The organism is Streptomyces albireticuli (assembly GCF_002192455.1).
GTDB classification, from domain to species: Bacteria; Actinomycetota; Actinomycetes; order Streptomycetales; family Streptomycetaceae; genus Streptomyces; species Streptomyces albireticuli_B.
The window spans coordinates 6534104-6559143 of record NZ_CP021744.1 but is presented as its reverse complement, the minus strand read 5'-3'; the positions used below and the strand labels follow the sequence as shown (position 1 = coordinate 6559143).

18 protein-coding genes are annotated in these 25040 nt (G+C 73.6%); 10 read left to right on the top strand and 8 right to left on the bottom strand.

Annotation, left to right across the window (positions count from 1 at the left end):
• Positions 1-15: 15 nt before the first annotated feature.
• From SMD11_RS28490 to SMD11_RS28480, 3 genes are read right to left on the bottom strand one after another with little or no spacing between them, the layout of a single operon-like run.
• On the bottom strand, positions 16-2355 hold the full coding sequence (locus tag SMD11_RS28490; RefSeq protein ID WP_087929167.1) for a hypothetical protein: 2340 nt from the start codon (positions 2353-2355) through the stop codon (positions 16-18).
• The gene (locus SMD11_RS28485) at positions 2352-7472 is read right to left on the bottom strand and encodes a DUF6603 domain-containing protein (RefSeq protein WP_087929166.1); all 5121 of its coding nucleotides are present in this window, start codon (positions 7470-7472) and stop codon (positions 2352-2354) included. The genes SMD11_RS28490 and SMD11_RS28485 overlap by 4 nt, the downstream gene beginning before the upstream one ends.
• A gap of 34 nt (positions 7473-7506) precedes the next feature.
• Positions 7507-8310: a ribosome-inactivating family protein gene (locus SMD11_RS28480; protein WP_087929165.1), complete on the bottom strand. Its 804-nt coding sequence runs from the start codon at positions 8308-8310 to the stop codon at positions 7507-7509.
• Between the two features lie 1237 nt (positions 8311-9547).
• Here SMD11_RS28480 and SMD11_RS28475 point away from each other — a divergent pair.
• The 4 genes from SMD11_RS28475 (at position 9548) to SMD11_RS28460 (ending at position 14201) form a co-directional block, all read left to right on the top strand.
• On the top strand, positions 9548-10462 hold the full coding sequence (locus SMD11_RS28475) for a hypothetical protein (RefSeq protein ID WP_087929164.1): 915 nt from the start codon (positions 9548-9550) through the stop codon (positions 10460-10462).
• Positions 10463-10502: 40 nt separating this feature from the next.
• On the top strand, positions 10503-11612 hold the full coding sequence (locus SMD11_RS28470) for a glycosyltransferase family 4 protein (RefSeq protein ID WP_324614778.1): 1110 nt from the start codon (positions 10503-10505) through the stop codon (positions 11610-11612).
• 105 nt (positions 11613-11717) lie between these two features.
• Positions 11718-12083, top strand: a complete 366-nt coding sequence (locus tag SMD11_RS28465) for a hypothetical protein (RefSeq protein ID WP_087929163.1) — start codon at positions 11718-11720, stop codon at positions 12081-12083.
• Positions 12084-12275: 192 nt separating this feature from the next.
• Complete coding sequence (locus SMD11_RS28460) at positions 12276-14201, top strand: NHL repeat-containing protein (protein WP_087929162.1); 1926 nt, start codon at positions 12276-12278, stop codon at positions 14199-14201.
• Positions 14202-14322: 121 nt separating this feature from the next.
• On the opposite strand, the gene SMD11_RS28455 is transcribed toward SMD11_RS28460, so the two are convergent.
• Positions 14323-14775 (bottom strand): DUF4442 domain-containing protein, encoded by a 453-nt coding sequence (locus SMD11_RS28455; protein WP_087929161.1) that lies wholly within the window; start codon positions 14773-14775, stop codon positions 14323-14325.
• Between the two features lie 82 nt (positions 14776-14857).
• On the opposite strand from SMD11_RS28455, the gene SMD11_RS28450 reads away from it, so the two are divergent.
• Positions 14858-15907: a hypothetical protein gene (locus SMD11_RS28450; RefSeq protein ID WP_087929160.1), complete on the top strand. Its 1050-nt coding sequence runs from the start codon at positions 14858-14860 to the stop codon at positions 15905-15907.
• 63 nt (positions 15908-15970) lie between these two features.
• On the opposite strand, the gene SMD11_RS28445 is transcribed toward SMD11_RS28450, so the two are convergent.
• Both SMD11_RS28445 and SMD11_RS28440 read right to left on the bottom strand, forming a co-directional pair.
• Complete coding sequence (locus SMD11_RS28445; protein ID WP_199843971.1) at positions 15971-16816, bottom strand: spermidine synthase; 846 nt, start codon at positions 16814-16816, stop codon at positions 15971-15973.
• Between the two features lie 4 nt (positions 16817-16820).
• Positions 16821-17987 carry a GTP-binding protein gene (locus SMD11_RS28440; RefSeq protein ID WP_087929159.1) on the bottom strand — a complete coding sequence of 389 codons (1167 nt, stop codon included), beginning with the start codon at positions 17985-17987 and terminating at the stop codon, positions 16821-16823.
• Positions 17988-18282: 295 nt separating this feature from the next.
• Here SMD11_RS28440 and SMD11_RS28435 point away from each other — a divergent pair, with 295 nt between their 5' ends.
• From SMD11_RS28435 to SMD11_RS28425, 3 genes are all read left to right on the top strand, one after another.
• Positions 18283-18990: a TVP38/TMEM64 family protein gene (locus SMD11_RS28435; protein WP_087929158.1), complete on the top strand. Its 708-nt coding sequence runs from the start codon at positions 18283-18285 to the stop codon at positions 18988-18990.
• Between the two features lie 120 nt (positions 18991-19110).
• Positions 19111-19431, top strand: a complete 321-nt coding sequence (locus SMD11_RS28430) for a nuclear transport factor 2 family protein (protein ID WP_087929157.1) — start codon at positions 19111-19113, stop codon at positions 19429-19431.
• 184 nt (positions 19432-19615) lie between these two features.
• Positions 19616-20491 (top strand): undecaprenyl-diphosphate phosphatase, encoded by an 876-nt coding sequence (locus SMD11_RS28425; protein ID WP_087929156.1) that lies wholly within the window; start codon positions 19616-19618, stop codon positions 20489-20491.
• A 16-nt stretch (positions 20492-20507) separates the two neighbouring features.
• Here SMD11_RS28425 and SMD11_RS28420 read toward each other — a convergent pair whose 3' ends face one another.
• Entirely contained in the window at positions 20508-21338 is an 831-nt protein-coding gene (locus SMD11_RS28420; protein ID WP_087929155.1) for a glycoside hydrolase family 16 protein, read from the bottom strand.
• Positions 21339-21706: 368 nt separating this feature from the next.
• Here SMD11_RS28420 and SMD11_RS35570 point away from each other — a divergent pair, with 368 nt between their 5' ends.
• A complete protein-coding gene (locus SMD11_RS35570) occupies positions 21707-22273 on the top strand; it encodes a hypothetical protein (RefSeq protein ID WP_159395368.1) in 567 nt (188 codons plus the stop codon).
• A 541-nt stretch (positions 22274-22814) separates the two neighbouring features.
• The gene (locus tag SMD11_RS28405) at positions 22815-24038 is read left to right on the top strand and encodes a cation:proton antiporter (RefSeq protein ID WP_087929153.1); all 1224 of its coding nucleotides are present in this window, start codon (positions 22815-22817) and stop codon (positions 24036-24038) included.
• Here SMD11_RS28405 and meaB read toward each other — a convergent pair.
• Positions 24035-25033 (bottom strand): methylmalonyl Co-A mutase-associated GTPase MeaB, encoded by a 999-nt coding sequence (meaB, locus tag SMD11_RS28400; RefSeq protein WP_087929152.1) that lies wholly within the window; start codon positions 25031-25033, stop codon positions 24035-24037. The two genes, SMD11_RS28405 and meaB, sit on opposite strands and share 4 nt — an antisense overlap.
• Positions 25034-25040 lie beyond the last annotated feature (7 nt).

Genomic DNA, 25040 nt, shown 5'->3' with positions numbered 1-25040 from the left:
GTGGAGGGTGTGCGGTCATCGGGCCGGCTCGCGGGTGATGAGCTGGCGGAGGGGCGCGTTGACGAGCTGGGTGGCGAGCCCGGCGGGGCCGAAGTCCGCGGCGGCCTGCTGGCCGAGGGCGGTCAGCCGGGCGCCGAGCGCGCGCAGCAGGCCGGCCTCGGCGGAGGGGCGCAGGTCGAGGACGGCGGGGCGGCCGGCCGGGTCCGGGCGCAGGTGGGCGTCGAGCCCGTCGGGGCCCGGGGGGTTCGGGAACGCCTCGTTGGTGATCTCCTGGGCGACGGGGGCGTCGACATTCCGCAGGTTGATCGTGCGGCGGCCTTGCAGGTCGGTGTCGATGCCGAAGGAGAGTCCCTCCGGCGGCTCGGCCAGCTCGATCTCGTCGGGCACCTGCTCGAAGAGGACGAGGAGGACGTCGGGGCCGAGGGTGTCCTGGCGCAGCACGGCGAGGGGCTGCCGGGTCTCGCCGTGGCCCCGGTAGGGGCGGACGAGCAGGCCGGGGCACTCGCGGACGAGCGCGGAGCGGATGAGGACACCGGCGCGGGGGGTGACGGCCTCGTCGCCGCGCGCCCAGGGTGCGGCGATGCGGGCGACGGCGGCGTCGAGTTCCCCGGTGATGGCGATGCCGGCGGCGCCTGAGACGAGGGCGGTGAGCCAGCCGGGGTCGACGTAGAACACGCGCAGGGACTCGGCGGGCAGGGCGCTCTCGTCGGGGACGAGCGCGGGAAAGGGGAGGTTGTGCAGCAGGCGCAGCTTCCGGAGCCAGGCGGTGACCGGTTCGGCGTCCTCGGCGAGGTGGGCGGCGAGGGCGGTGCGCAGCGCGGTGGGCGGGTCCGCGAGGAGGGCGGCGGTACGGGCGGCCCGGCCCGCGCCCCGGTGTCCGGCCGCGGGGGCGTGCCGGGCGGGGTCCGGCGGTGGCGGGAGGGGCCGGGCGACGGCGGGGTGGGTGGCCGCGCGCAGGAGGCGGGCGGCGGTGCCGTCGGCGGCGAGCTCCTCCAGCAGGCCGCCGAAGGGGCGCGGGCCCAGGGCCCGGGCGTGGAAGGCGGCGGCGTCGCGCGACGAGGCCGGGGTGCCGAGGCCGGGCGCGGCGAGGCGCTGGGCCATGGCGGCCGCGCGGGCGCGGGCCTTGGCGTGCCAGGCGGACAGGCTCGCGGCGAAGTCGGCGTCGGCGAGCGCGAGGGCCCGGCCGAGCGTCCAGGCGGCGCCCCAGCCCGCGTCGAAGAGGCCCCAGGCCCGCTCGTAGACCATGAGCCGGGCGGCGCTGGTCCAGCCGGGTTCCGGGGTGTCGGGGAGCTTCTGGGCGGGTTCGGCGGTGAGCGGGCCCCGGTACCAGGCGTAGGTGTCCTCTCCGGTCTCCAGCCGGTAGGGCAGCGGCACCCGGCCGGACGCCAGGCGGGCGAGGGCGGTCTCACGGGCCGCGGAGCCGTCGCCGGCCGGGGGCGGGGGCAGGCGCAGCAGCAGGTCGCGTTCCTTCTCGGTGGAGTCGAAGAGGAAGTGGCGCACCCGGCCGGCGAATCCACCGCCTTCGGCCGGGTCGCTGGTGAAGGACCAGCTGTGGAGCGCGGCCAGCCGGACGGTGACGTCGTGGGTGAGCCGGCCCGCGTCGGCGTCGGCGAGGATCGACCGGCAGCCCTCCAGGGCGACGAGGTGGGCGGCGTACCGCGCCTGGACGGTCCGGTCGGGCAGCCGGGAGGAGACGACGACGGCGTACGCGCCCTCGGCGAGCTGCTCGCCGCGCAGGCCGGGGTCGGTGGTGACGTCGCGGACGTGCAGGAGGTGCCGGAGCTCGTCGGTGCGGGGCACGACGGTGGCGAAGACGTCGCCGGGGATGTCGACGGTGCGGCACGCCGCGGTGGGGTCGCCCTCGATCTGCGAGGGGGCGATGCGGGGGTGCCGTACGCCCTCGGCGTCGGTGAGCAGTTCCTCGGCGGTCCGGGTCACGGTCACGGCGTCGGACCGCGGGTCGGCGGGGAGCTCGCCCTCGGCGAACACCAGCAGGGCGAGCCAGGGTTCGGCGGGTGCGGCCTCCTTGCGGCCGGGTTCGTCCAGGCGCCGCATCCAGGGCAGCAGCGGGTTGGCCAGGGTGAGGTGGGCGAGGGTCCCGGAGTGGTCGGCGTGGGTGCCGGGTGCCGGGTTGACGGCGTGCACCTGGTCGTCGGCGAGGGCGAACTGCGGCGCGCGGACCTCGAAGGTCTCCTCGACGGGCACGAGGTAGTTACCGGTGTCCACGCCGGGCAGGGTCTGCTCGGCGCGGACGCGGTACAGGCCGGCGTCGACGGCCGGTTCGCGGTTGTCCCGGAAGTGCAGGACGAAGCCGGGGTCGGTGACCTGGACGGGGGCGTCGAGCTGGTCCGTCATCGTGCGGCCCCTTCCGAGGCGGTGACGTCGAAGGTGGTGAACAGGGCGGCGGAGGCGACGGTGCCGGGCGGCAGCTGCCAGCGCCCGGTGACGGCCGGTCCGCCGGCGCCCATGTCGACGACGGCGACGGTCGCGTCGTCGCAGGCGATGAAGGCCCGGCCGGCGTCGGGGGTGAAGGTGAGGGACAGCGGCGCGGCGCCGAGCGGGAGTTCGGCGAGCAGCTCGCCGCCGGCCACGACGGACACGGCGGCCGCGTGCCGCACCCAGGCCCGGTCGCGCGGGTCCAGGACGAGGGCCAGCGGGTCGGCGCCCAGGGCGACCTCGGTCTCCTTGACGGTGACGGGCGGGGAGGCCTGCCGCTCGTAGAAGGTGACGACGTGGCCGGTGCCGCCCGTCCTGCGGAGGACGACGGCGCGCCGGGCCGAGGTGGTCAGCATGGCCAGGGCCGTGCCGGGGGTGGTGAAGTTGTACGGCGTGTAGGTGGCGCCGCTCGTCGGCACCGGCATCACCTGCACCTGGCCGTTGCTGCCGGCGGCGGCTCCGTAGACGTACACCCGGCCCGTCTCCCCCGGGGTGACGAACGTGGGCGTCGCGGGTCCCCAGACCTTGCCGCGGAGTTCGCCGGCCGAGGTGTCGTAGGTGACGGTGGTGCTGGCGTCGTTGGCGTTGACGTATAGGCGTCCCGCCTCGGCGTCGACGGCGATGCCACCGAAGTTGCGCACGTCCTGGTGGTCGACGTGGGTGTGCACCGGTGCGGCGTCCCCGGTGAGGTCGACGGAGGCGGCCGCCCAGGGCGCCGGGCAGGCGACGACCGCCCGGGTGGCGTCGCGCCGGACCGCGAGGACGGTGGGCGCGCCGCCGAGGGTGATGCCCGTGCGCGGGGGCCTCGGCCGCTGGGCGACGGTGTCGATGACGGCGATCTCCCGCCCGTCGGGCCCGGTCGCGTAGAGGCTCGCGCCGTCCGCGGAGGTGACGGCGAGGTACGGGCCGGGGCGGCCGACCGGGACCCGGCCGATGACAGCCGTGGTGAGCGGGTCGACGGTGAGGATCTGCCCGGTGGTGTCGTCGAGGACGAGGAGGACGGGGTCGGGGTGCGGCGGCGCCGGGTCCTCGGTGAGCAGCAGCGGGTCGGCGTCGAGGCCGAGGGTGCGGGCCCCGTCGGCGTAGGCGCTCACGGTGCCGTTGGGGAGCGGGCTTCCGGGCAGCAGACCGGCGAGGGCGCTGTGCATCCGGGTGCGGGCGGTGCCGGCGGAGAGCGTGGCGAGCTCGTCCGCGAGCACGCCGACGCCCACGCCGAGGGGCTCGGCCAGGTGCACCGGGGGACCGCCGGGCACGGCGCCGGAGTCGAGGGGGAGCGTCGCGTCGGGGCTGAGCTTCTCCTGGGCGAGGTCGCGTTCGGCGATCGGGCCGAGGTCCTGGCCGACGGTCTTGGGACCGGGCACGGTGACGCGCAGGCCGGTGATGTGGTCGAGCAGGGGTTCCTGGCCGAGCGCGTTCTTCTGGGGGACGTCCGGGTCGCCCCAGAGGGCGAACGGCACGTTCCCGCTCTGGGTCTCGACGCGCCAGAGCTCCTCGCCGGGTACGGCGCGCCAGCTCGCGGTCTGCCCGCGGCGGGTGTCGCTGAAGGCGACGGTGACGTGCAGGAGGCCGTCGATGTCCTTCTTGCCCATGGGGCGGATGTCGACGGTTTCCTGTCCGAGCGGGTCGCGTTCGTTGAACCGCGCCCGCGCGGTGGGCACCACGGTGGAGACGGCGAAGGAGAAGCCCGAGGGGTCGGCGAGCCAGGGTTCCGTCCCGGCCTCGACGCGCGCGGCCCGCAGCTCGGGGTCGGCGTCGGAGTCGGTCAGCAGGCCGGTGAGGGGGTGGGCGGTGAGCGGCTTCTCGGGCGGCAGGAGCTGGGTGCGGAACTCCGTCCAGGTCAGGGGCTCCGGGCCGGTCAGGGAGGAGCCGAACCGCACGGTGACGGAGATGAAGACGAACTTCGCGGTGACCGTGCCGCCGGTGGGCGGGCCCCAGAGGTCGAGCGAGGCGCCCAGTTCGCCGCTGACCGTGAACAGCAGCCTGACCTTGGCGCCGACGCGGACCGAGATGCCCGCCCGGAAGTGCAGGGGCGCCCACTGGATCAGGATGTCGGCCTTCGCGGTCAGCCACGCCTCGACGATGCCCGCGCTGTAGCGCACGTCGAGCAGGCCGCCGGCCATGACGGCGTTGGGGGTGAGCGCGAAGTAGGCGGCGCCCGTGATGGAGACGGCCGAGCCCACGGACCAGGTGAAGCCGAGGCGCGGGACGGCCGGGAAGTGCTTCGGCGTCTTGTAGTCAGGGTGGTAGCCGCCCACGGTGAGGACGAAGTCGCCGGCGTGGTCGCTCGGGGAGAACCACGAGGAGAACGCGAAGCCGCCGGTGAGGACGCACGCCGGGTCGATGACGTAGGAGTCGACGAGCTGGGCGGAGGCGGCGAGTTCGCCGCGCGCCGACTGGAAGACGACCCGCAGGTCGACGCCGATACGGGCGTACGCCTTGCCCTGCTTGGGGAAGCTCGCCACGGCGTGCCCGAGGAGGGCGACGGTCAGGTCATGGCCCGCCTCCAGAAGGAGCAGCACACGGGCGCGGAGGAACTCGAAGGAGGTGAAGTCCAGTCCGCCGGCCAGCCAGACCTGGCCCTCGCGGGCCGAGACCCAGGGCGGTGACCCGTCGGTGAGCCGGGCGAGCGCCTGCATCGGGTCCTCGGGCAGACCGCCGTCGAGACCGGCCACGAAGGGGAAGGTGCTGACCTCGTCCTGGCGGGGGACGCGTACCGTGCTGTTGTAGCCGAAGCCCAGCGCCACGCCGGTCACCCGGAACGGAGGCGGCCCGCCGAACGCGGCGGTGGCCCGGCCGAAGACGAACATCGACGGCGTGCCGTCCGTCTTGCGCTGGTAGGCGCCGACGGCGGTGACGCCGAAGGCCGGCATCTCGATGGCGAGCTGGCCCTGCACCATGAGGTCGTAGCCCGGCTGCTTGCGGGTGATCAGTCCCCCGCCGACGCGCAGCGGCGGCCGCTCGAAGGAGACCAGCAGCCCGTCGAGCCGGGGCTCCGGCAGCAGCGGGTCCCCGTCGAGGTCGAAGCCGAGGCCGAGCCCCTGCACCGCGATGTCCAGCCCGGCGGCGCCCAGGGAGCCGTCGAACATGAACCACAGCCTGCCGCGGTCGTAGGAGAGCCCGATGCGCTGGATCTGCACGGGCCCGAAGGCGCGGCCCACGTCCGCCCAGAGGCCGCCGCGGTCGGCGGGCGGTACGGGGGCGGAGACCGCGACGGGCAGGCCGTCGCCGGTGCCGCTCGCCGCCGGGAGCGCGCGGGCGGGCGGTGTCGTCGGTGACGCCGGGGCGGACACCCCGGCGGACAGCTCCAGGACCACCGGGCCCAGGCGCAGGTCGGCGCGGGCGGCGGGCCCGGGTTTGAGCCCGACGGCGGGCAGCGGGCCGACGCCGGCCGTGCCGAGGAGGCGGTTGACGGTGGCCGTGGTCTTGGCGTCGAAGTCGCCGGAGCTGTAGACGATTTGCAGGTTCTCGATGGCCAGGTCGCCGGCCGGGGGCAGGTATTCGCCGACGAGGGGGAGGGCGGAGAGGTCGAGGCGGGCGGAGAGGTCGATGCCGACGCAGAAGCGGGGGGCCGCGCCCGGGGGTTTCACGCGGGCGAACTTCGCGGCGTCGAGGGCGATGCTCAGATCGGCGGGGATGCTGTCCGCGGCCTCCGGGAAGAGGGCGGCGATCCAGTCGCGCAGGGAGACCCGCAGCGGGTCGTCGCCGGAGGCCCGGTACGTGGCGACGAAGACGTCCTTGCCGCCCTCCGCGGTGTCGAAGAGGAGGTCGAAGCGGAAGCCGTCGACGTCGAGGGTTCCTCCGTAGCGCAGACCGGTGGCATCCCGGACGACGGTCGCGCCGAGGGACGCGGTGAGGCCGTCCGCGATCGTGAGTTCGCCCTGGCAGACGAACTCGGTGCGCCCGGTGCCGGTGGTGCGGGAGACCCAGAGGCTGGTGAGGGTCATGCTCTCGACGGGGCCCGGCACGCCGGTGAGGCCGAGCGCGGACACCACGTCCCCGATGCCGACGGACGTGCCCGCGGTGAGCCCGCCCTGGAAGTGCCAGCCCTGGCCGCCTCCCAGCTGGGCGGCGGAGACGTCGATGCTGAGGGCGTCGCCGAGCGACACGGTCCCGCCGAACCGGGCCACGAACTTCTCGTCGCGGCTGTAGGACAGGTCGAGGGAGAGGCCGCGCAGCGTCAGCCCGGGCGCGATGTCCCAGGAGCCGGTGAGCTTCGTCCGGACGAGGTAGGCGTCCCCGAGGTCGGCCGCGAAGCCGAGTTCGGCGCTGCCGAGCCCGTCCGGGACGTCGGCCGCGGGCATGCCGAAGGAGGTGAGCAGCTCGCGCACGTCGACGGCCTCGCCGCCGCGCAGCCGGCCGGTGACGCGCAGGTCGGGGAACCACAGGGAGACGTCGAGGCCGAGGGCGGTGGCCCCGCCGGGCGCTTCCAGGTCGAGCGCGGCGACGACGGCCATGGACGTCGCGCTGTACGCCCCGTCCTTCTTGTCGAGCCGGTAGTCGAACCCGGCGACGCGGTCGGGCGCGAACCCGAACTCCTGGAGGCCGGCCGCGGTGGCTCCCCAGACGGCGTCGCCGGCGAAGGCGCGGCCGAGGGCTTCGAGGGCGCCCGCGAAGGCGCCGGGCTGGACGGGCCGTACGGCGGCGGCGAGGCGGCCGGGCCCGTCGGCGGTGACCGCGGCGGTCACGTCGGTCTTGTCGTGGACGGCGTCGAGGAGGAGCGTCGTCGCGCCCGCGGCGGTGACGGTCACGGTCACGGCGGTCACGACGAGGGCCATGGAGGTGCCGGCGGGCCACTCCTGGGAGGCGCAGACCAGTGGGAGGGTGAGGCGGGTGCCCTCGGGGTCGATCTCGGGGGGACCGGATCCGGCGGCGCCCTGGAGGGTTCCGTGCGGGAAGGCGGTGAGCGCGTCCCGTAAGGAGTCGGGTAACCGGTCGTCGATGGAGATCAGGGTGGGTGGGGAGCCCAGGGTCAGGATGTGGGCGCGCAACGCTTCCAGGTCGACGGGGGGCGGGCCCCCGGTGTGCGGTGCGTTCATGCCGGTCTCCGCTCTGTCGGCAGGGAAGGGTGGGTCATTCACCGGCTTCGGGGCGCCATTTGGCGCCGCCGCCGATGATCGCTTCTGCTTCGACCTGGACGATCGTCTTGCCGAGGACGGTGAGGGTGTCCGTCCCGCCGTTCGACTTCTTCGTCGTCTTCTTCCACTTCAGGATGGCGTCCCTGAAAGGCGGAGTGGTGTAGTCCTTGTACTCCCCGGGGGAGTAGTGCAGCTTGACGGTCACCGTGTAGTCCTGTTCCAGCCCCGCCGCCCACTTCTGCGTGAACGACTTGGCGAACAAGCCGAACCTGGCCATCTCCGCCGTCATCCGGGCGATCACGTGCAGCGCGGCCTCGGCCCCCGCGTTGTCGGCGCGCCGCTCGGCGACCACGTCCCCGAGGTAGGTGTGGAGCTTGCCCAGCCGCCCTTCCATCGTGGTCCGCGACAGGCTTTCCTTGTCCGCGTCCTTCGCGTACTCGGACTTGAGGAAGTCCGACCCCTTCCTCAAGGTCATTCCGGTGGGAATGCGCTCTCCCCGCTGTGCGTCGGTGAGGGCCCTCTCCTCGCGGTCCCAGCCGCCCATGAAGTCCGTGCCGCGGTCGTGCGTCCAGCCGCGCAGGTAGAGGTTCCTCTTCTGGAAGTAGAGCTGGATCGTCCGGTTCCCGTCCAACTGAACGTCGACCATGAAGAAGCGCGCGTCACCGGTCTGCCCCGGCGCGAACGTCGCGTACCGCTGGCGGAGGAACACCAGCATTTCGCTGACCCGTTTCGCTCCCGCGGCACTCGCCGGACTGAAGTCCAGCGCATTCTCAAGAATGTCGTCACGTTCCAGGGCCATGCACAAACCCCTCCCACCCCAGGTGCGGCCGATACGCAGGGCCGCTCATCAAGTCACATCGGGGGTATGCCCGACAAGTATGCGTCGGGGGCGACGGCGCCTTCCGGACATAGGTGAATCCCGAACCACACCGGGCTCCTCCCGCCGCGCCGCTCCCCCGGCAGGAATACGGCGGCCGGCGGCTTCCGCATTCCCGCAATACCGGCGCGACGAAAGTGGCGGGCGTCACGACGCCGCACCCTTACGCACCCGAGCCTTTCGGACGCCGCTTCCGGTGCGTGGGGCGGCTGATCGCGGCTCTCTAAACGCCTCTTGAACACATCTTTCGGTCCGTCAGGAATCAGCCCACCGGTCGGCGCGCCCTCCCTGGAGACCCGCGCCATGCCACCCCACCTGCGACGACCCCACCCGGCACACCTCAGCAGTGACGCGGCGCACATTTCGAGAGGCACCCGCGGAAGCACCTCGCCCATGTGACGCACACCCCATCACCCGCACGCCGATAAACGACCGGCAAACCTTCCGAACGGCATTCCTGTCGAGTATCCACGGCTCGGACGGAATCCACGTCGCCGAAAACAGCGGCCCAGCAAGAAGGTCCATCACCCTTCAACAGTTGAATCTCCCCCACCCTTTCACCCCGACACCCTCTCAACTTTCCTGCCGACCAGGCCGAACGACCGCACGCACCACTCCCGGACTCCTGACAGGCTCGCGGCAACTTCCGGCCCCGGCCGCCGAATCCGCACGCACGATTCCGGCCCCCACGCGACGGTCACTCGCAGTGAGAATCCCGACGGGATCCGGCCCACCTGCGACGGAAACCCATAAACGACCGGACGGACGCCCCCGACCAGGCACTCCTCATCCCGATCATCAATCGGAATGATCAGCCCCGTTTGACGTCAACATCTGTTGCATCATCCACCGGTCCCCGCGAGAGCGTTTATCGCCGCAGCTCAACAGGGGTCGCAGCCCACCGTACGCGCCAGGCGCGCGGCAACGCGCAACGCAGGGAGAAACCCTGGCGCGTTGATCCGCTCTTGCCGATTCTCGGCTTTGACGCCCCTGTTCCGGCGACCGTACGTTTCTCTCCGTGTCCGGCGGTCGCTCCGAGATCGCCACCGAACGACCGAGTGAATTCCCCGCCCGGGAAACCGCCGGACACGTTCTCCTGATTTTCGCAAGGCATCGCCCATTCCCGCATTCCCTCACCCGGAGTGGAAGGACAATCGCCATGACCGCTGTCGAAAACGGAAGTACTCACGAACAGCCGCCCGCCGGCGCCCAGGTCACCGGCCCGTTCACGGTGACGCCGGGCGGACCGCCCGACGTGGCGCTCGCCCCCGCCGGCGAGACCGGATACCCGGGCGTGCAGCTGAAGCAGGTGGGCGAGGACGCTCCCGTGCCGCCGCAGGACGTCTACGTGGCCCTCCCCCAAGGGAAGGGGCTCCGGTTCGTCACCGAAGGCGGCAACGACTGCCTGCTGACCGTGCTGGACGCCCACGGGCAGTCGAACACCTACCGCGGCATCCTGTCGTCGGACGGCCGGGCCGTCACCTTCGAGGGCGTCGACCCGGCCCTGCCGGAAAAGGGGTCGAAGTCCACGGCGTGGCTGCCGGTGCGGGCCTCCGGCGACGCCCGGCCGGGAGCCTCCTGCCTGACCTTCTGCGTGGGTGACCGGACGTCGGGTTCCACACCGGTCCGCGTCGTGGACCACATCCCGTTCTCGGTGGCTGCCGGAGGGCCGCCGGACGTGACACTGAACTCCGCCACCCCGGTCGGCTACCCGGGTGTGGTCCTGAAGGCCGAGGACAGCGGCACGGTCTCCCCGCAGGACGTCTACGTGGCTCTCCCGCAGGGGAAGGCGCTCCAGTTCGTCGCCGAGGGCGGGACGGGGTACCTGCTGACCGTCCAGGACGCCAAGGGGGCCACGAAGACCTATCGCGGGACCCTCTCGTCCGACGGCCGGGCCCTCACCTTCCAGGGCGTCGACCCGGTTCTGTCCGGGGCGGGTGCGACGTCCAGCGCCTGGGTCGCGGTGAAGTCCGCCGAGGGCGCCCCCGCGACCAAGGACCCCCTGTCCCTGACCTTCTGCGTGGGTGACGGCACGTCGGGCTCGACGCCCGTCCACGTGGACCAGCCGGCCTGACGACCGTCGCACCGCCCCCATCCGGAAGGAGCGCATTCAGGTGAGCAAGGTGACGGCCCGCACGCCCCGACTGGCCGTGTCCGCCAGGCCGCGCAGCATGTCCATCGTGGCCCGGGTGTACGGATACCCCCCGGCCCACAACGCCGGCTCCGAGTGGATGCTCCACTCGATGCTGCGCCCGCTGAGCGAGCGCGGCCACCGCGTGACGGTGTGGTTGTCGCACCCCGGGACCCTCGAGAAGCCCTACGACATCGACGGAGTGCGGGTCGTCCCCTACCAGGCGGGCGCCGAGTTCGCCGCCGAGGCCCAGAAGGCCGACGTGCTCCTGTCCCAGTACGAGAACGTCCCCATCGTGGCGGGGCTCGCCAAGGCCCGGCACATCCCCGTGGTCGTGATCTGCCACGACAACTTCGCGTCGAGCTTCCACGACGCGGCCGGAGCCGACCTCGTCGTCTACAACAGCGAGTGGATCCGGCGCGACGGCGAGATCCACTACGGGCAGTACCCCCAGGAGTTCCTGCCCGGGCGCACGATCGTCGTCCGCCCGCCCGTCATCGCGGAGCACTACCGCACCACCCCGGGCGACCGCGTGACCCTGGTGAACCTCAACCCCGACAAGGGCGGCGACATCTTCTGGCAGATCGCCGCCTGGTCACCGGAATGGGAATTCCTGGGGGTCCGCGGCGCCTACGGGCAGCAGACCACCCCGCCGACCCGGCTGCCCAACTGCGAGATCGTCGACGGCGTGCCGGGGAACGAGATGCGCGAGCACGTCTACAGCAGGTCGCGCGTGGTGCTCATGCCGAGCCTGTACGAATCCTGGGGACGCGTGGCCGTGGAGGCCTTCGCGTCCGGCATCCCGGTGATCGCCCACCCCACCCCCGGTCTCGTCGAGGCCCTCGGCGAGGCGGGCATCTTCGCCTACCGAGACGACCTGAACGCGTGGCTGCACGCCCTCCGGGCGCTGCGGGACCCGGAGAACTGGGCGAAGGCCTCCCGCCGGGCCCTGGCACGCTCCGCCGAGCTCAGCGCGACCCCCGACCTCGGCCTCTGGTGCGACGCCGTCGAGTCGCTCTACGACGCCAAGCGGCAGAGGTCCTTCCATGTGGCGGGCCCGCCCCGCACGAAGACTTCCGTGGCCGCCGGCTGAGCCACGGATCCGCGGCACCGAAGGAGTCGCCGCGGCGGTAAACGCACGACCGCACGTCTTCACCCTCTTCCGACCGAATCTTCCGACCGAAAGGAAAGGCACCCCATGCCCATCGCTTTCAAGCAGGTCAAGTTCAAGGTGGACCGGGCCCCCATGGCCGTCCCGTACACGGACCAGCGAGGGTTCTCCATCCCGGGCAAGGTCCGCAGGGACGAGAAGATGCGCCCCGTCTACAACGTGGTGCTCCAGTCCTACTCGCTCGAGGTGCTGCTCAACGGCTCCCCGTCGCACTGCTCGATGTCGCTCGACGAGATAGAGCTGGGGCTGGAGCCGAGCGAGGACACCGACGACGACGGGCAGGTCAAGCTGACCCTCTGGCGGCGCAACCACCCCAATGACTCCAGGGACGTCGCCTGGGGCTTCAAGGGGACCGTGACCGCTCTGGTCATCGCGGACCTCGCGAGCACCTGACCCCCGCGCGGGGGCGGGAGCCGCCGCACTCCGGCGCGAAACCGCGCCGTTCCGGCACCGTGAACGACCCGCCGTGCCCCGGCCCCCGGTGCTCACCGCCACCGAGACCCTCAGGAGAGCACCGGGGCCCGGGGAGAACGCACAGCACCACGTCTTCCGTCGTCGCCCGGTACGGGCGGAAAGGACCCAGTGATGAGTGAACCCAGCGGTACCGAGCGATCCCCGGCCCGGGCCCCGGCAGTCGAGCCCCTCCTCTCCACCGTGGCGGGGAACGGCGACGCCGACTACACCGGTGACGGCAAGAGCGCCACCACCACCGCCCTCCACCGGCCCACCGCCGTCGCGGCGGACGCGTCCGGCAACCTCTACATCGCCGACTCCAAGAACCACCGGGTGCGGCGGGTGGACGCCGGCACCGGGATCGTCACCACGGTGGCGGGCACCGGCGAGGACGGCTTCGCCGGTGACTACGGGCCCGCCGCAAAGGCGCTCCTCAACCGCCCGGACGGGGTCGCGGTGGATTCCGCCGGCCACCTCTACATCGCCGACACCGACAACCACCGGATACGGAAGATCGACGCCCACTCCCGGACCATCACCACGGTGGCGGGCATCGGGAAGGCCTACTTCAGCGGGGACGAGGGGCCGGCCACCGAGGCGTACCTCAACAACCCCCGTGGCGTCGCGGTGGATTCCCTCGGCAACCTCTACATCGCCGACAGCAACAACGAGCGGGTGCGGAGGGTGGACGCCAGGACCGGGATCATCACCACGGTGGCGGGCACCTACGGCTACGGCACCCCGGGCGACGGAGGCTCGGCCGTCGACGCCCACCTCTACGGTCCCTACGGGGTCGCGGTGGACTTCGCCGGCAACCTCTACATCGCCGACACCTACAACCACCTGGTGCGGAAGGTGGACGCCAGGACCCGGATCATCACCACGGTGGCGGGGAACGGAGAGCCCGGCTTCACCGGTGACGGGCCGGCCGTCAAGAACAGCCTCTACCACCCCCGTGGTGTCGCGGTGGACGCGGCCGGCAATCTCTACATCGCCGACACCGACGACCACCGGATCCGGCGGGTGGACGCCGCCACCCGGATCATGACCACCGTGGCGGGCAACGGGAAGACCGGCTTCACCGGTGACGGCGAGCCGGCCACCGAGACGCCGCTCTACTCGCCCTTCGGGGTCGCGCTGGACTCCGCCGGCAACGTCTACCTCGCCGACACCGAGAACCATCGCGTGCGGAAGGTGGGCGGCGCCTCCGTCGTCGTCCGGTACTCGGTGCTGCCGGTGGAGTGGCCGGACGTCGTGCTGACGCACGGCGGCGAGACCGGCTACCCGGGCGTGCGGTTGCTGGCCGAGGACGACGGCAGGCCCGCTCCGCAGAAGGTCTCCGTGACCCTCCCCGAGGGCAAGGGCCTGGAGTTCGTCGCCCAGGGCGAGCCCGGGTACCAGCTGACCGTGCAGGACCCCCACGGGCGCACGACGTTCTTCGACGGGACCCTGAACGGACGGACCCTGACCTTCGAGGACGTCGACCTGGCCCTGTCGGGCAAGGGCTCCGAGTCCAGGGCGTGGGTCGCGGTCAAGGCCGCCGCCGGCGCCCCGCTGGGGGACACGGCCCTGGGCTTCCAGGTCGGCGACCGGTACTCCCCTTCCACCGCCGTCCATGTCGTGCCGCGGTTCGCGCTGTCACCCTCGGATTCGGAACCGCGGCTGACCCGCGCCGGCGAGACCGGATTCGTGGGCGTGGACGTGCGCGCTGTCGAGGGCGGCACCGTCCCGCCGCAGACGGTCCGGGTGACCCTTCCCGCGGGTGCGGGGCTGCGGTTCGTCCCGGGGCACGACGGGATCTGCCAGGTGACCGTCATGGACGCCGACATGCACACGACGTCCTACGACGGCACGTTGTCACCGGACGGGCGGACGCTCACCGTCGAGGGCGTCGGCCTGGCGCTGGCGGGCAAGGGGTCGAGGTCCGGGGCGTGGGTCGCGGTGAAGGCCTCCCCTGACGCCCCCTCCGGGGAGTCGCGCCTGGACTTCCAGGTGGGCGGCCGGACGTCGCCCACCGGTACGGTCCGCGTCCTCGACGCGGCCGCGAAGACCGGGTGACCGGCGGGACCCCACCGGACGCCGGAGGCCCGGAAGCGCTCGGCGCTCCGGGCCTCCTGGGTTCGCCCACGGCGGATGCCACCGGCCGGATCCGGCCGTGGTCCGCGGGGTGACCGTCCTGCTACGAGTTGGGCCGCAGCGTCCAGACGACCGTCATCTCGCCGGTCACCGCGCCGTCCTCACGGGTGATCGCGACGCGGACCGGGAACTCGGGGCGCTCCCCCGCGTCCAGCTCGGCGACGACCTCGGCGGCCGGGCGGCCGAGCTCGGCGGTGGCGGTGACCGGGCCCTTGGCGAGCTTCTTGTAGCCGATCTCGGCGCTGACGGCCAGCGGCACGGCGCGGCCGAGCTGGTCGCCGAAGGCGGCCAGGACGATGGCGCCGCTCGCGGACTCGGCGAGGGTGAACATGGCTCCGGCGTGCGGGCCCCCGACGTGGTTGTGGTAGTCGGGCTGGTCGGGGAGGCTCACGACGGCGCGCTCGGCCGTGATCTCGCCGAAGGCGAGGTTGAGGGTGCGCACCATGGGCACGGTGGCAGCGAGCATGTCGCCGATCGGGGACTTGGTCTCAGACATAGCCGCAAGTTACCAGCCGGTAGCCTCGGCGGGAAGGGGCGCCCGTCACACAAGGCAGCTACTGCCTCTATGGTTATCGGCCATGTGGCCAGGACAGCAGCCGCCCGGGGGCGAGCAGAACCCGCAGGACAAGAACCCGTACCAGACGCCGGGGCCTCAGCCGGGGTTCCCGCCGCCGAACCCGTACCAGCAGCCGGGGTACGCGCAGCCCGGCTACGGGCAGCAGCAGCCGAACCCGTACCAGCAGCCCGGCCCGCAGCCGGGGCAGCCGGCACAGCCCGGCGTCGAGCCGGGCACGGTGCCGCAGTGGAACGCCGGCGGCCCGCCCGGGGCGCCGCGGCCGCCCGGGGACAACCGCAAGCGCACCACCGTGATCGCGATCGGCGCGGCGGTGGCCGTCGTGGCCGCGGCCGTGGTCACGGGTGTCGTCGTGCTCAAGGACGACGACAAGGAGAACGTGGCGCAGAACGACACGAAGCCCTCGGCTTCCGCCTCCGCGCCCGCCTCCACCGCCCCGTCCCCGTCGGGCTCGGAGGCCCCCCTCGACAACCCGCGCAGCGGCGGCGAGGAGGTCAAGCCGGTGATCGACGGCTGGAAGGTCGTCACCAACCAGAAGCGGCACGACGCCTTCGACGTCCCGTCGGACTGGATGGTGGAGTCACCCTCGCAGTCCATCGGCTTCGAGGACGAGAAGGGCAAGGGCCTGGTCCTGATGAGCGGCACCGCCCGCTACAAGAAGGGCGTCTGCCGGAAGAACGGCAGCCTGGGCGCGGCGGGCACGAAGGGCGCCCAGGGCGCCAAGAGCATGGCCAGCGCCGCCAAGATCGAGGCCGAGAACTGGCTGATCGCCGGCTACGACCTGAAGCAGACGGGCAAGCTGGAGAGCACCGACGCCAAGCCCTTCAAGAGCGACCACGGGCTCACCGGCTACACCTCCACCGCGACGGTGACCGGTGTGACGAAGAGCGACAAGTGCGACACCGACGGAAAGTCCTTCACGGTGACGTACAAGGACTCCGCCGGGGACCTCGCGACCTGGGTGCTGCACGCGGCGACCGGGACCGGTGACGACCTGTCGGACGACACCATCAAGAAGATCATGAGCTCGCTCCGGCCGCTCAAGAGCTCCTGACCCGCCGGAGCCCGGCCGGTGGCCCGCGGTCCGGACTGCGCCGGACCGGACCGCGGGCGGGCGTCAGCCGATGCTGAACGCCCCGCCCGGCGGCTCCGGCGAGCCCACCGCGTCCGCGTCGCGCACGGGCGCGGCCCCGGCCGTGAACCGCTCCAGGGCCTCCCCGTGCTCGACCCGGGCCGGGAAGGCGTCGCCCGCGGCCCGGCGGGCGAGCGCGGCCACCGGCAGCTCGCTGTGCGAGGCGACGAGGACGGCGTTGCCGAAGCGGCGGCCGCGCAGCACCGGCGGCTCGGCGATCAGGCACACATGGGCGAAGACCGCCGCGAAGCCGGCCACCTGCGAGCGCAGGAAGGTGAACGGCGCGCCGTCGGCGAGGTTGGCGGCGTAGCGGCCCGCCGGGCGCAGGACGCGGGCGGCCTCCCGCGCGTACTCCAGCGAGGCCAGGTGGGCGGGCACCCGCGAGCCGCCGAAGACGTCCGCGACGATCACGTCGGCGGACCCGCCGGGCGCGGCCTCCAGCTCGGCGCGGGCGTCCGCCGCGCGCACCTCGACCCCGGAGCCGTCGCGCAGCGGCAGGTGTTCGGCGACGAGCGCGAGGAGGCCCCGGTCGGCCTCGACGACCAGCTGCCGGGACCCGGGCCGGGTGGCGGCGACGTAGCGGGGCAGCGTGAGGGCGCCGCCGCCCAGGTGCAGCACGTCCAGGGCGCGGTGCGGTTCCGCCGCCGTGTCGAGGACGTGGGCGATCCGGCGGGCGTACTCGAATTCGAGGTGCGTCGGGTCGTCCAGGTCCACGTAGGACTGCGGTGACCCGTCGACGGTGAGCAGCCAGGCGCGCGGCCGGTCCACGTCGGGCATCAGCTTGGCCGTGCCCCAGTCCACGTCCCGTGTCACGGGTATCGGTTCTTCCACGCCCCTATTGTGCCGGGCGCCGCCCCTCCGGGAGGGCCGTCACCGCCCCCGTCCCCACCGTCCGGCCGCCCTCGCGCGCCACGAAGGACAGCCCGGTCTCCAGCGGCAGGGCGTGGTCCAGGACGACCGTCACGGCGGCCGTCCCACCGGGCCGGGCGTACCCGCGCGAGCCGAGGTCGAGGGTGCCGGTGACGTCGGCCGTACGGAAGTGGAACTGCGCCCGGTGACCGGTGGCCACGGGCGTGTGCCGGCCGCCCTGCGCCGCGACGGGCAGCCGGAGACGGGCGGTGAAGCGCCGCCGGGGCGCGGCGCCGCCGGGCGCGGTGACGGTGTCGCCGCGGCGCACGTCCTCGCGCCGGACCCCGCGCAGGAGCAGCCCCACGCAGTCGCCCGCCACCGCGGCCTCCATGGGTCGGCCGAAGGTCTCCAGGCCCGTGACCACCGCGTCCCGGGGGCCGCCCCCGGGGCCCAGCAGCCGGACGCGGGCGCCGGGGCGGACGGTGCCGCGCTCGATCGTGCCCGTGACGACGGTGCCGGACCCGTCGAGGGCGAACGCCCGCTCGACGGGCAGGAGGAGGGGCGGGCCGGTGCGGCGCACGGGGGTGGGTACGTACGTGTCGACGGCGTCGAGGAGCGCTTCGAGGGCGCCGGTCCAGCGCGGGTCGCCGTCCAGGGCGCGCAGCGCCGAGACGCGGACGACGGCGGCGTGCCGGCCGTCGAGTCCGTGGGCGGTCAGCAGCGCGCGGACGTCGGCCTCGGCGAGGTCGGTGAGTTCGGGCCCGCCGGCGTCCGCCTTGGTGAGGGCGACGACGAGGTGGCGCACCCCGGCCGCGCGGGCGAGCAGCAGGTGGGCCGCGGTCGCGGGGACGACGCCGTCGAACGCGGAGACGGCGAGGACGGCTCCGTCGAGCGGGGCGGCCCCGGTGAGCAGGTTCGTGGTGTAGCGGGGGTGGCCGGGCAGATCGGCGTGCGCGTAGTGGCGGGTGCCGGTCTCGTAGGCGACGCGGGTGATGCCGGTCGTGGGGCAGGCGGTGGCGCCGTGCGGTACGGGTGCGGTGGTGCCGAGGGTCCGGGCGAGGGCCGCGGTGAGCGTGGTCTTGCCGTGACCCTGCGGGCCGATGGTGCCGATGTTGATGTGTGGTTTGGTACGGGCGTAGGCCTGCTCGGTCATGGTTCCTTTCCCTGGAGCCGTGGTGCGGGGCGCGTGACCAGCACAGCCCGGCGCACACCGTCGATGCTGGCGCGCGGGGCGCGGCGCGTCGAACGGTTTTCGCGGTGCGGCGCCCGTTCCCGGTCCCCGCCCTGGTCCGCCGCCTCCCGGGCCCCCGGCGGGCGGCACCGCGCGCCGTGCCCGCGTGACCGGCGCGGTGACGGACGGATGGACCGCGGGTGCCGGAATGTGCTCGTTCCGTACCGGCTCGCGGACTTAGGGGCCGCCGCCCGCCCCCGTCGGTTACGCTCCATCGATGCTCCGATCCGCCGCGCCCTCCGCCGGACCCACCGGATTCGCCGCGCGCAGTTCCCGTGCGCTGCTGTCCCCGTGGTTCCGCCTCGGCCTGCTCGTGGTGCTGCTCGCCGGGGCCGCGGCGACGGTGGTCGCCGTCCGCCCGGAGCGGCTGCTCGCCGACGGCTGGCCGCCGCAGCTGTCCGGCGGCGCCGCGGTGGTGCTCTTCGCGGTCGCGTACGGCCTGTGCACGGCGGCGTTCGTGCCCCGGCCGATCCTCAACATCGCCGCGGGCGCGCTCTTCGGCTCCCCGTTCGGCACGGCGGCCGCCGTGGCGGGCACGGTGCTGGGCTCGGGCCTCGCCTTCGGTCTGGGCCGGCTGCTGGGGCAGGACGCGCTGCGGCCCCTGCTGCGCGGGCGGTGGCTGACGGCCGCCGACCGGCAGCTGAGCCGGCACGGCTTCCGGTCGATGCTGGCGATCCGGCTGTTCCCGGGCGTGCCGTTCGCCGCCGCGAACTACTGCGCCGCCGTGTCCCGGATGGGCTGGGCGCCCTTCCTGCTGGCCACCGGCATCGGCAGCGTGCCCAACACCGCCGCGTACGTGATCGCGGGCAGCCACGCGTCGACGCCGACGTCCCCGGCCTTCCTGGCCGCCATGGCGTTCATCGGGGTCACCGGGCTCGCGGCCGTCGTGGTGGCGTGGCGCAAGCGGGGCCGGACGAGGGCGTAGCCGGGCGGCGGGCCGGGGAACACATGGTGGAGGCGGGCCGTGGTGGATCATCCGAGTGGCAGGGGGTGCCGGACGTGCTTAGCGTGAGGGCGTTCCCTCCCCGGCCGACCAGGAGAGCCCGTGATCCCCACCGAGCAGCTGTCCGACCCCGCGGTGCGCGCCCTGGTCGACGCGATCAACGCCAACGACCGCCGGGCGTTCCAGGCCGCCCTGACCGCCGACGCCACGATGTCCGACGACGGCTCGGACCGGGACCTCCAGGAGTGGTCCGAGAAGGAGATCTTCTCCTCCGGCGGACACATGGACGTGGAGTCCGAGGCCGAGGACGGCCGCTCCCTCGTCGCCCGCTACCGCAACGACACCTGGGGCGAGATGCGGACCGCGTGGCGGTTCACCGTCGACGGCGGCAAGGTCAGCCGCTTCGAGACCGGTCAGGCCTGACACCGGCCCGGCCCGGGAGCCCCGGCTTCGCCGGCCGTTCACCCGCGGGTCACCGGGGTGCCCACCGCCCGGTGGATGATCCCTTCCGACCGGCACCTCGAACGGGGCGGGCGGCCGGCCCGCGTCGGGTGCGCCCCCGCGGCCGGGACGCGTCCGCGATCGTCACCGGGATGGCACAAGCCTCATGACTTGGTTCGAATCATTCGTCCTCGGGCTCGTCCAGGGGCTGACGGAGTTCCTGCCGATCTCCTCCAGCGCCCATCTGCGGCTGACGGCCGCCTTCGCGGACTGGCCGGACCCGGGGGCCGCGTTCACGGCGGTCACCCAGATCGGCACCGAGGCCGCCGTCCTCCTGTACTTCCGCGAGGACATCGCGCGCATCGTCTCCGCCTGGTTCCGCTCCCTGTCCGACCGGCGGCTGGCCCGCGAGGACCCGGACGCGCGGACGGGCTGGCTGGTGATCGTCGGCTCGGTCCCGATCGGCGTGCTGGGGCTCGTGCTGAAGGACGCCATCGAGGGCCCGTTCCGCGATCTGCGGCTGATCGCCACGACGCTCGTCGTGATGGGCGTCGTGCTGGGCGTCGCCGACCGGCTGGCGGCGCGCGACGGGACCGGCGGCCGGCACCGGGCGGCCAGGCCGCGCAAGGAACTGACGGACCTGAACGTCAAGGACGGCCTGGTCTTCGGGATCTGCCAGGCGATGGCCCTGGTCCCCGGGGTCTCCCGCTCCGGCGCGACGATCAGCGGCGGCCTCTTCCTCGGCTACACCCGTGAGGCCGCGGCCCGCTACTCCTTCCTCCTCGCCGTGCCCGCGGTCCTCGCGTCGGGCCTCTTCGAGCTGAAGGACGCGGGCGAGGGACACACGGCGTGGGGGCCGACGGTCTTCGCCACGGTGATCGCGTTCGTGGTCGGGTACGCGGTGATCGCGTGGTTCATGCGCTTCATCACGACCAGGAGCTTCATGCCCTTCGTCGTCTACCGGATCCTGCTCGGCCTCCTCCTCTTCGCGCTGGTCGGGGCGGGCGCCCTCAGCCCGCACGCCGGGGAGTCCGCCGGCTGACGAGGCCCGGGCCGGCTCAGTCCCGGCTCCAGCCCCGTACGTGATCGATGTCGAGCCGGGACCACGAGCCGGGCGCGGCCCGCTCGCCGTTGAGGGCCGACTCGTTCTGGATGTCCCAGGTCATGGGGGCGCCGGGGACCTCGCGGGTGGTGCGGCCCACCTGTTCGCCGTCGAGGTGGAAGCGGAGGTCGCCGGGGCGCCACTCGATGACCGAGGTGTGCCAGCGGCTCCAGCGGGCGCCGGTGTCCACGGCGAACTGACGGCCGCAGCCCGCGGGGTGGGCGAAGCCGGCGACCGTGGCGTTCCATTCGAGTTCGGGGAAGTCGATCTCGGCGCAGCCGCCCTTGGCCACCGGCCAGAGCAGATGGGCGCTCTTGTAGCCCGCGCTGACGTGGGAGACCCGCCACCGCTCCTCGTACCTCCCGTAGCGCATGCCCATCAGCTTCTTGGGGACGACGGTGGCGCTGTGCACGCCTCCCGTACGGCCGCGCCAGAGGCGGATGTGCAGCTTCCCGTGGGAGACGGAGAGCGTGGTGGCCGGATCGTAGTGGCCGCCGACCGGCAGACCACGCTGCGTCGCGGTGTCGGGCCACCCCTCGGGGTACGCCCACCAGTCCTCGCGCACGGCTCCGGTGAGTCCGCCGCAGTACGCCCGGGGCGTGTCCGGGTGGTGGTCGCAGTCGGTGAAGGACCCGCGCGGGACGTCCGTGTCGAAGTCGTCGGCGAACCGCAGGTGCCACTCCGGCGCGGCGGCGTCCGCGGCCGGGGCGGCGCGCGGGGCGAGCAGGGCGGTGGCGAGGAGGACGGCGGCGAGCAGGTGGCGGGCCGGGCGTCGCGGGGAGCGCATGCATGGACTTCTACGGGCGGCCGCGCCCCGGCGGGCGGGTGCGCACCCGGGAACGCGCGAATCTTCCCCCCGATGGGCCCACCCGGCGGCCGGCCGGGGCTTTCCCCAGCCCCGCCCCTTCCCGAACCGGGGCTCCGCCCCGGACCCCGGTCCTCAAACTCCCCCAGCTACCGCTGGGAGGTGCCCCCAGACGGGCTGATTTCAGCCCGTCCGGCGTTTGAGGACACCGCGCGGAGCGCGGAAAGGGGGTCTGGGGGCGAAGCCCCCGGTTACGGGAAGGGGCGGGGTGGGGAACAAGCCCCGCGCAGCGGCACACCCACCCGCCACACCCAAGATGCACACCGACCCCCCACCCCCACCCTGGCCACATGGGACCGCCACCCCACGCACAGACGGCGCGCCTGGCCGCCGCCACCCTCGTCGCCGCCACCGCCCTCACCGCCTGCGGCACCCGCGCCCCCGAGGACAGCGTGACCACAGGTCAGACCCTCTCCCCCTCCGCCGCCCGCACCTCCGCCGAAGGCTCCCGCGTCGTCGCGTTCGAGGACACCTTCGCCTACGCGAACGGGCTGAAGGTGAAGGTGACCCGGCCGGTCGCGTTCACGCCGAGCGACACGTCCCTCGGCCATCAGCCCGGGCACTCCCCCGCCGCGTTCACGGTCACGCTCACCAACGGCACGGGGAAGAGCTTCGGCGTGTCCGGGGTCCTGGTGCGGGTGAAGGCCGGGGAGCAGGGCGTACCGGCGCGGCAGGTCTTCGACAGCGCGCGGGGCGTGGGCAATCCGTTCACGGGGACGCTGGCGGCCGGCGCGTCCGGTACGTCCTCCTTCGCCTTCGACATCCCGGCGAACGCGATGACCAAGGTGGACGTCGAGGTGCGGCCCGACTTCGGCGCCGCGTACTACAGCGTGCACTGGGTGGGCCGCCCGGCCTGAGTCCGGCCACGGCTTCACGCCCTGTGTGCGCCCTCGGACCTCCACGGCGCACGAGAGCACAACACGCGTCAGTCTTACCGCTCTTAGGTGAAATGACGCCGTTTATCCGATTGTATTGCCCGCTAGAGTGCAAACGAGCCAAGACTTCGCTCCATTGAGCGTCCCCACGGTCATGTGCTCGCTCCAGGGGAGGATCCGTCGGCGCCCCCGGCGCCGGCTCGACGAGGGGGACATGCGATGGCGACCTCACGCCTCCCCCGCTCCACGCGCATCGACACCCGTGCGCGGAACGGCGTGCCCGATACGGACATCACCGGCTGACGCACGCCGCACCCCGGCCCGCCGGGCCCCTGCCCCGGGCTCCCCTCCCCCAAGCCTCCCGCACCCCACACACCCCGCGCTCCCCCCTCTCTCCCTACCCGCTCCCGGCACACCCGTTCCCGGCACGCCCCCACCGCACCGGCGATGGCGCACGCCCCCTCGCCGGCATCCGCGCAGCACGGACGACACTGCCGCATCGACCGCCGGAGGTCAGCCGCCCATGCACCACACCACCGCGCTGTTCATCGAACTCGGGGCCGTCATCCTGGGCCTGGGGCTCCTCGGCCGCCTCGCCGGCCGCATCGGCTTCTCCCCCATACCCCTCTACCTGCTCGCCGGGCTCGCCTTCGGCCACGGCGGCATCCGCCCGCTCAGCGCCAGCGAGTCGTTCGTCGCCACCGGCGCCGACATCGGCGTCACCCTGCTGCTGCTCCTCCTCGGCCTGGAGTACACCGGCTCCGAACTGGCCGCCAGCCTCCGGACCCAATATCCCTCCGGCGCCGTCGACTTCGTCCTCAACGCCCTCCCCGGCGCCCTCGCCGCCCTGCTCCTGGGCTGGGGCGCGCTCGCCGCGGTGGCCCTGGCCGGCGTCACCTGGATCTCCTCCTCCGGCGTCGTCGCCAAGTCCCTCGGCGACCTCGGCCGCCTCGGCCACCGCGAGACCCCGGTCATCGTCGGCGTCCTGGTCATCGAGGACCTCGCCATGGCCGTCTACCTGCCCGTGCTCACCGCGCTCCTCGCCGGGCTGAGCCTGACCGAGGGCGGCCTCACCCTGCTGATCGCCCTGGGCACCGTCGGCGCGGTGTTCTACGTCGCCGTACGGCACGGCCACCACATCAGCCGCGCCGTCTCCTCCGACAACCCCGAACTGCTGCTCCTGGTCGTCCTCGGACTCACCCTGTGCGTCGCGGGCCTGACGCAGGAACTGCACATCTCGGCGGCCGTCGGCGCGTTCCTCATCGGCATCGCGCTCTCGGACGAGGTCGCCGAGGGCGCCCGCAGCCTGCTCGCCCCGCTGCGCGACCTGTTCGCCGCCGTCTTCTTCGTGTTCTTCGGCCTGAGCACCGACCCGGCCGACATCCCGCCCGTCCTCGTCCCCGCGCTGCTGCTCGCCGCCGTCACGGCCCTCACCAAGATCGCCACCGGGTGGTACGCGGCCCGCCGGGCGGGCGTCGGGGCCGCGGGGCGGTGGCGGGCGGGCGGCGCGCTGGTCGCGCGGGGCGAGTTCTCCATCGTCATCGCCGGCCTGGCCACCGGGGTCGAGCCGCGCGTCGGCCCGCTGGCCACCGCGTACGTCCTCGTACTCGTCCTGCTCGGCCCGCTCGCCATGCGCTGGACCGAGCCGCTCGCCCGCCGGCTCGGCCACCTCGCGAGGCCGCGCGCGACCACGCCACCGGCCGCCCCTAGGACGTCCCGCGAGCCGGAGGCCTCCGGGACGCCCTAGGGACGGCCGGGCGGCGAGCGGAACGCCGCCAGCAGCCGCTCGGCGGCCAGGCTCGCCGGCAAGGTGCCCTCGCGGACCCGCTGTTCGAGCCCCGGGGTCTCCCGCCGGACGCCGGGATGCTCGCGCAGCTCGCCCAGGAGCTGCTCACGCACCATCGTCCAGACCCAGTCGACCTGCTGTTCCCGGCGCCGGCCGGCCAGTTCGCCGGTCGCGTCGAGGACCCGCCGGTGCTGCTCCAGCCGCTCCCACAGGGTGTCCAGGCCCGCGCCCTCGCGGGCGCTGCACGTGAGCACCGGCGGGTTCCAGGCCGCGTCGGGCGCCTGCATCAGGCGCAGCGCGCCCGCCAGTTCGCGGGCGGCGGCCTTGGCGTCGCGCTCGTGCGGCCCGTCGGCCTTGTTGACGGCGACGAGGTCGGCGAGCTCCAGGACGCCCTTCTTGATGCCCTGGAGCTGGTCGCCGGTGCGGGCCAGGGTGAGCATCAGGAAGGTGTCGACCATGTCGGCGACGGCGGTCTCGGACTGGCCGACGCCGACGGTCTCCACCAGCACCACGTCGTAGCCGGCGGCCTCCATCACGACGATCGTCTCGCGGGTCGCCCGCGCCACCCCGCCGAGCGTGCCGGCGGTGGGCGAGGGCCGGACGAAGGCGGCGGGATCGACGGCGAGCCGCTCCATCCGGGTCTTGTCGCCCAGGATGCTGCCGCCCGTCCTGCTGGAGGACGGGTCGACGGCGAGCACGGCGACCTTGTGCCCGAGCCCGGTGAGCATCGTGCCGAGGGCGTCGATGAAGGTGGACTTGCCGACACCGGGCACGCCCGTGATGCCGATCCGCCGGGCCCCGCCCGCGTGCGGGAGCAGCTCGGTCAGCATCCGCTGGGCCTGCTCGCGGTGGTCGGCCCGGGTGGACTCCACCAGCGTGATGGCCCGCGCCACCATCGCCCGCTTGCCGTCGAGCACGCCCTTGACGTAGGCGTCGATGTCGATCGCGCGCGCCATCAGCGGT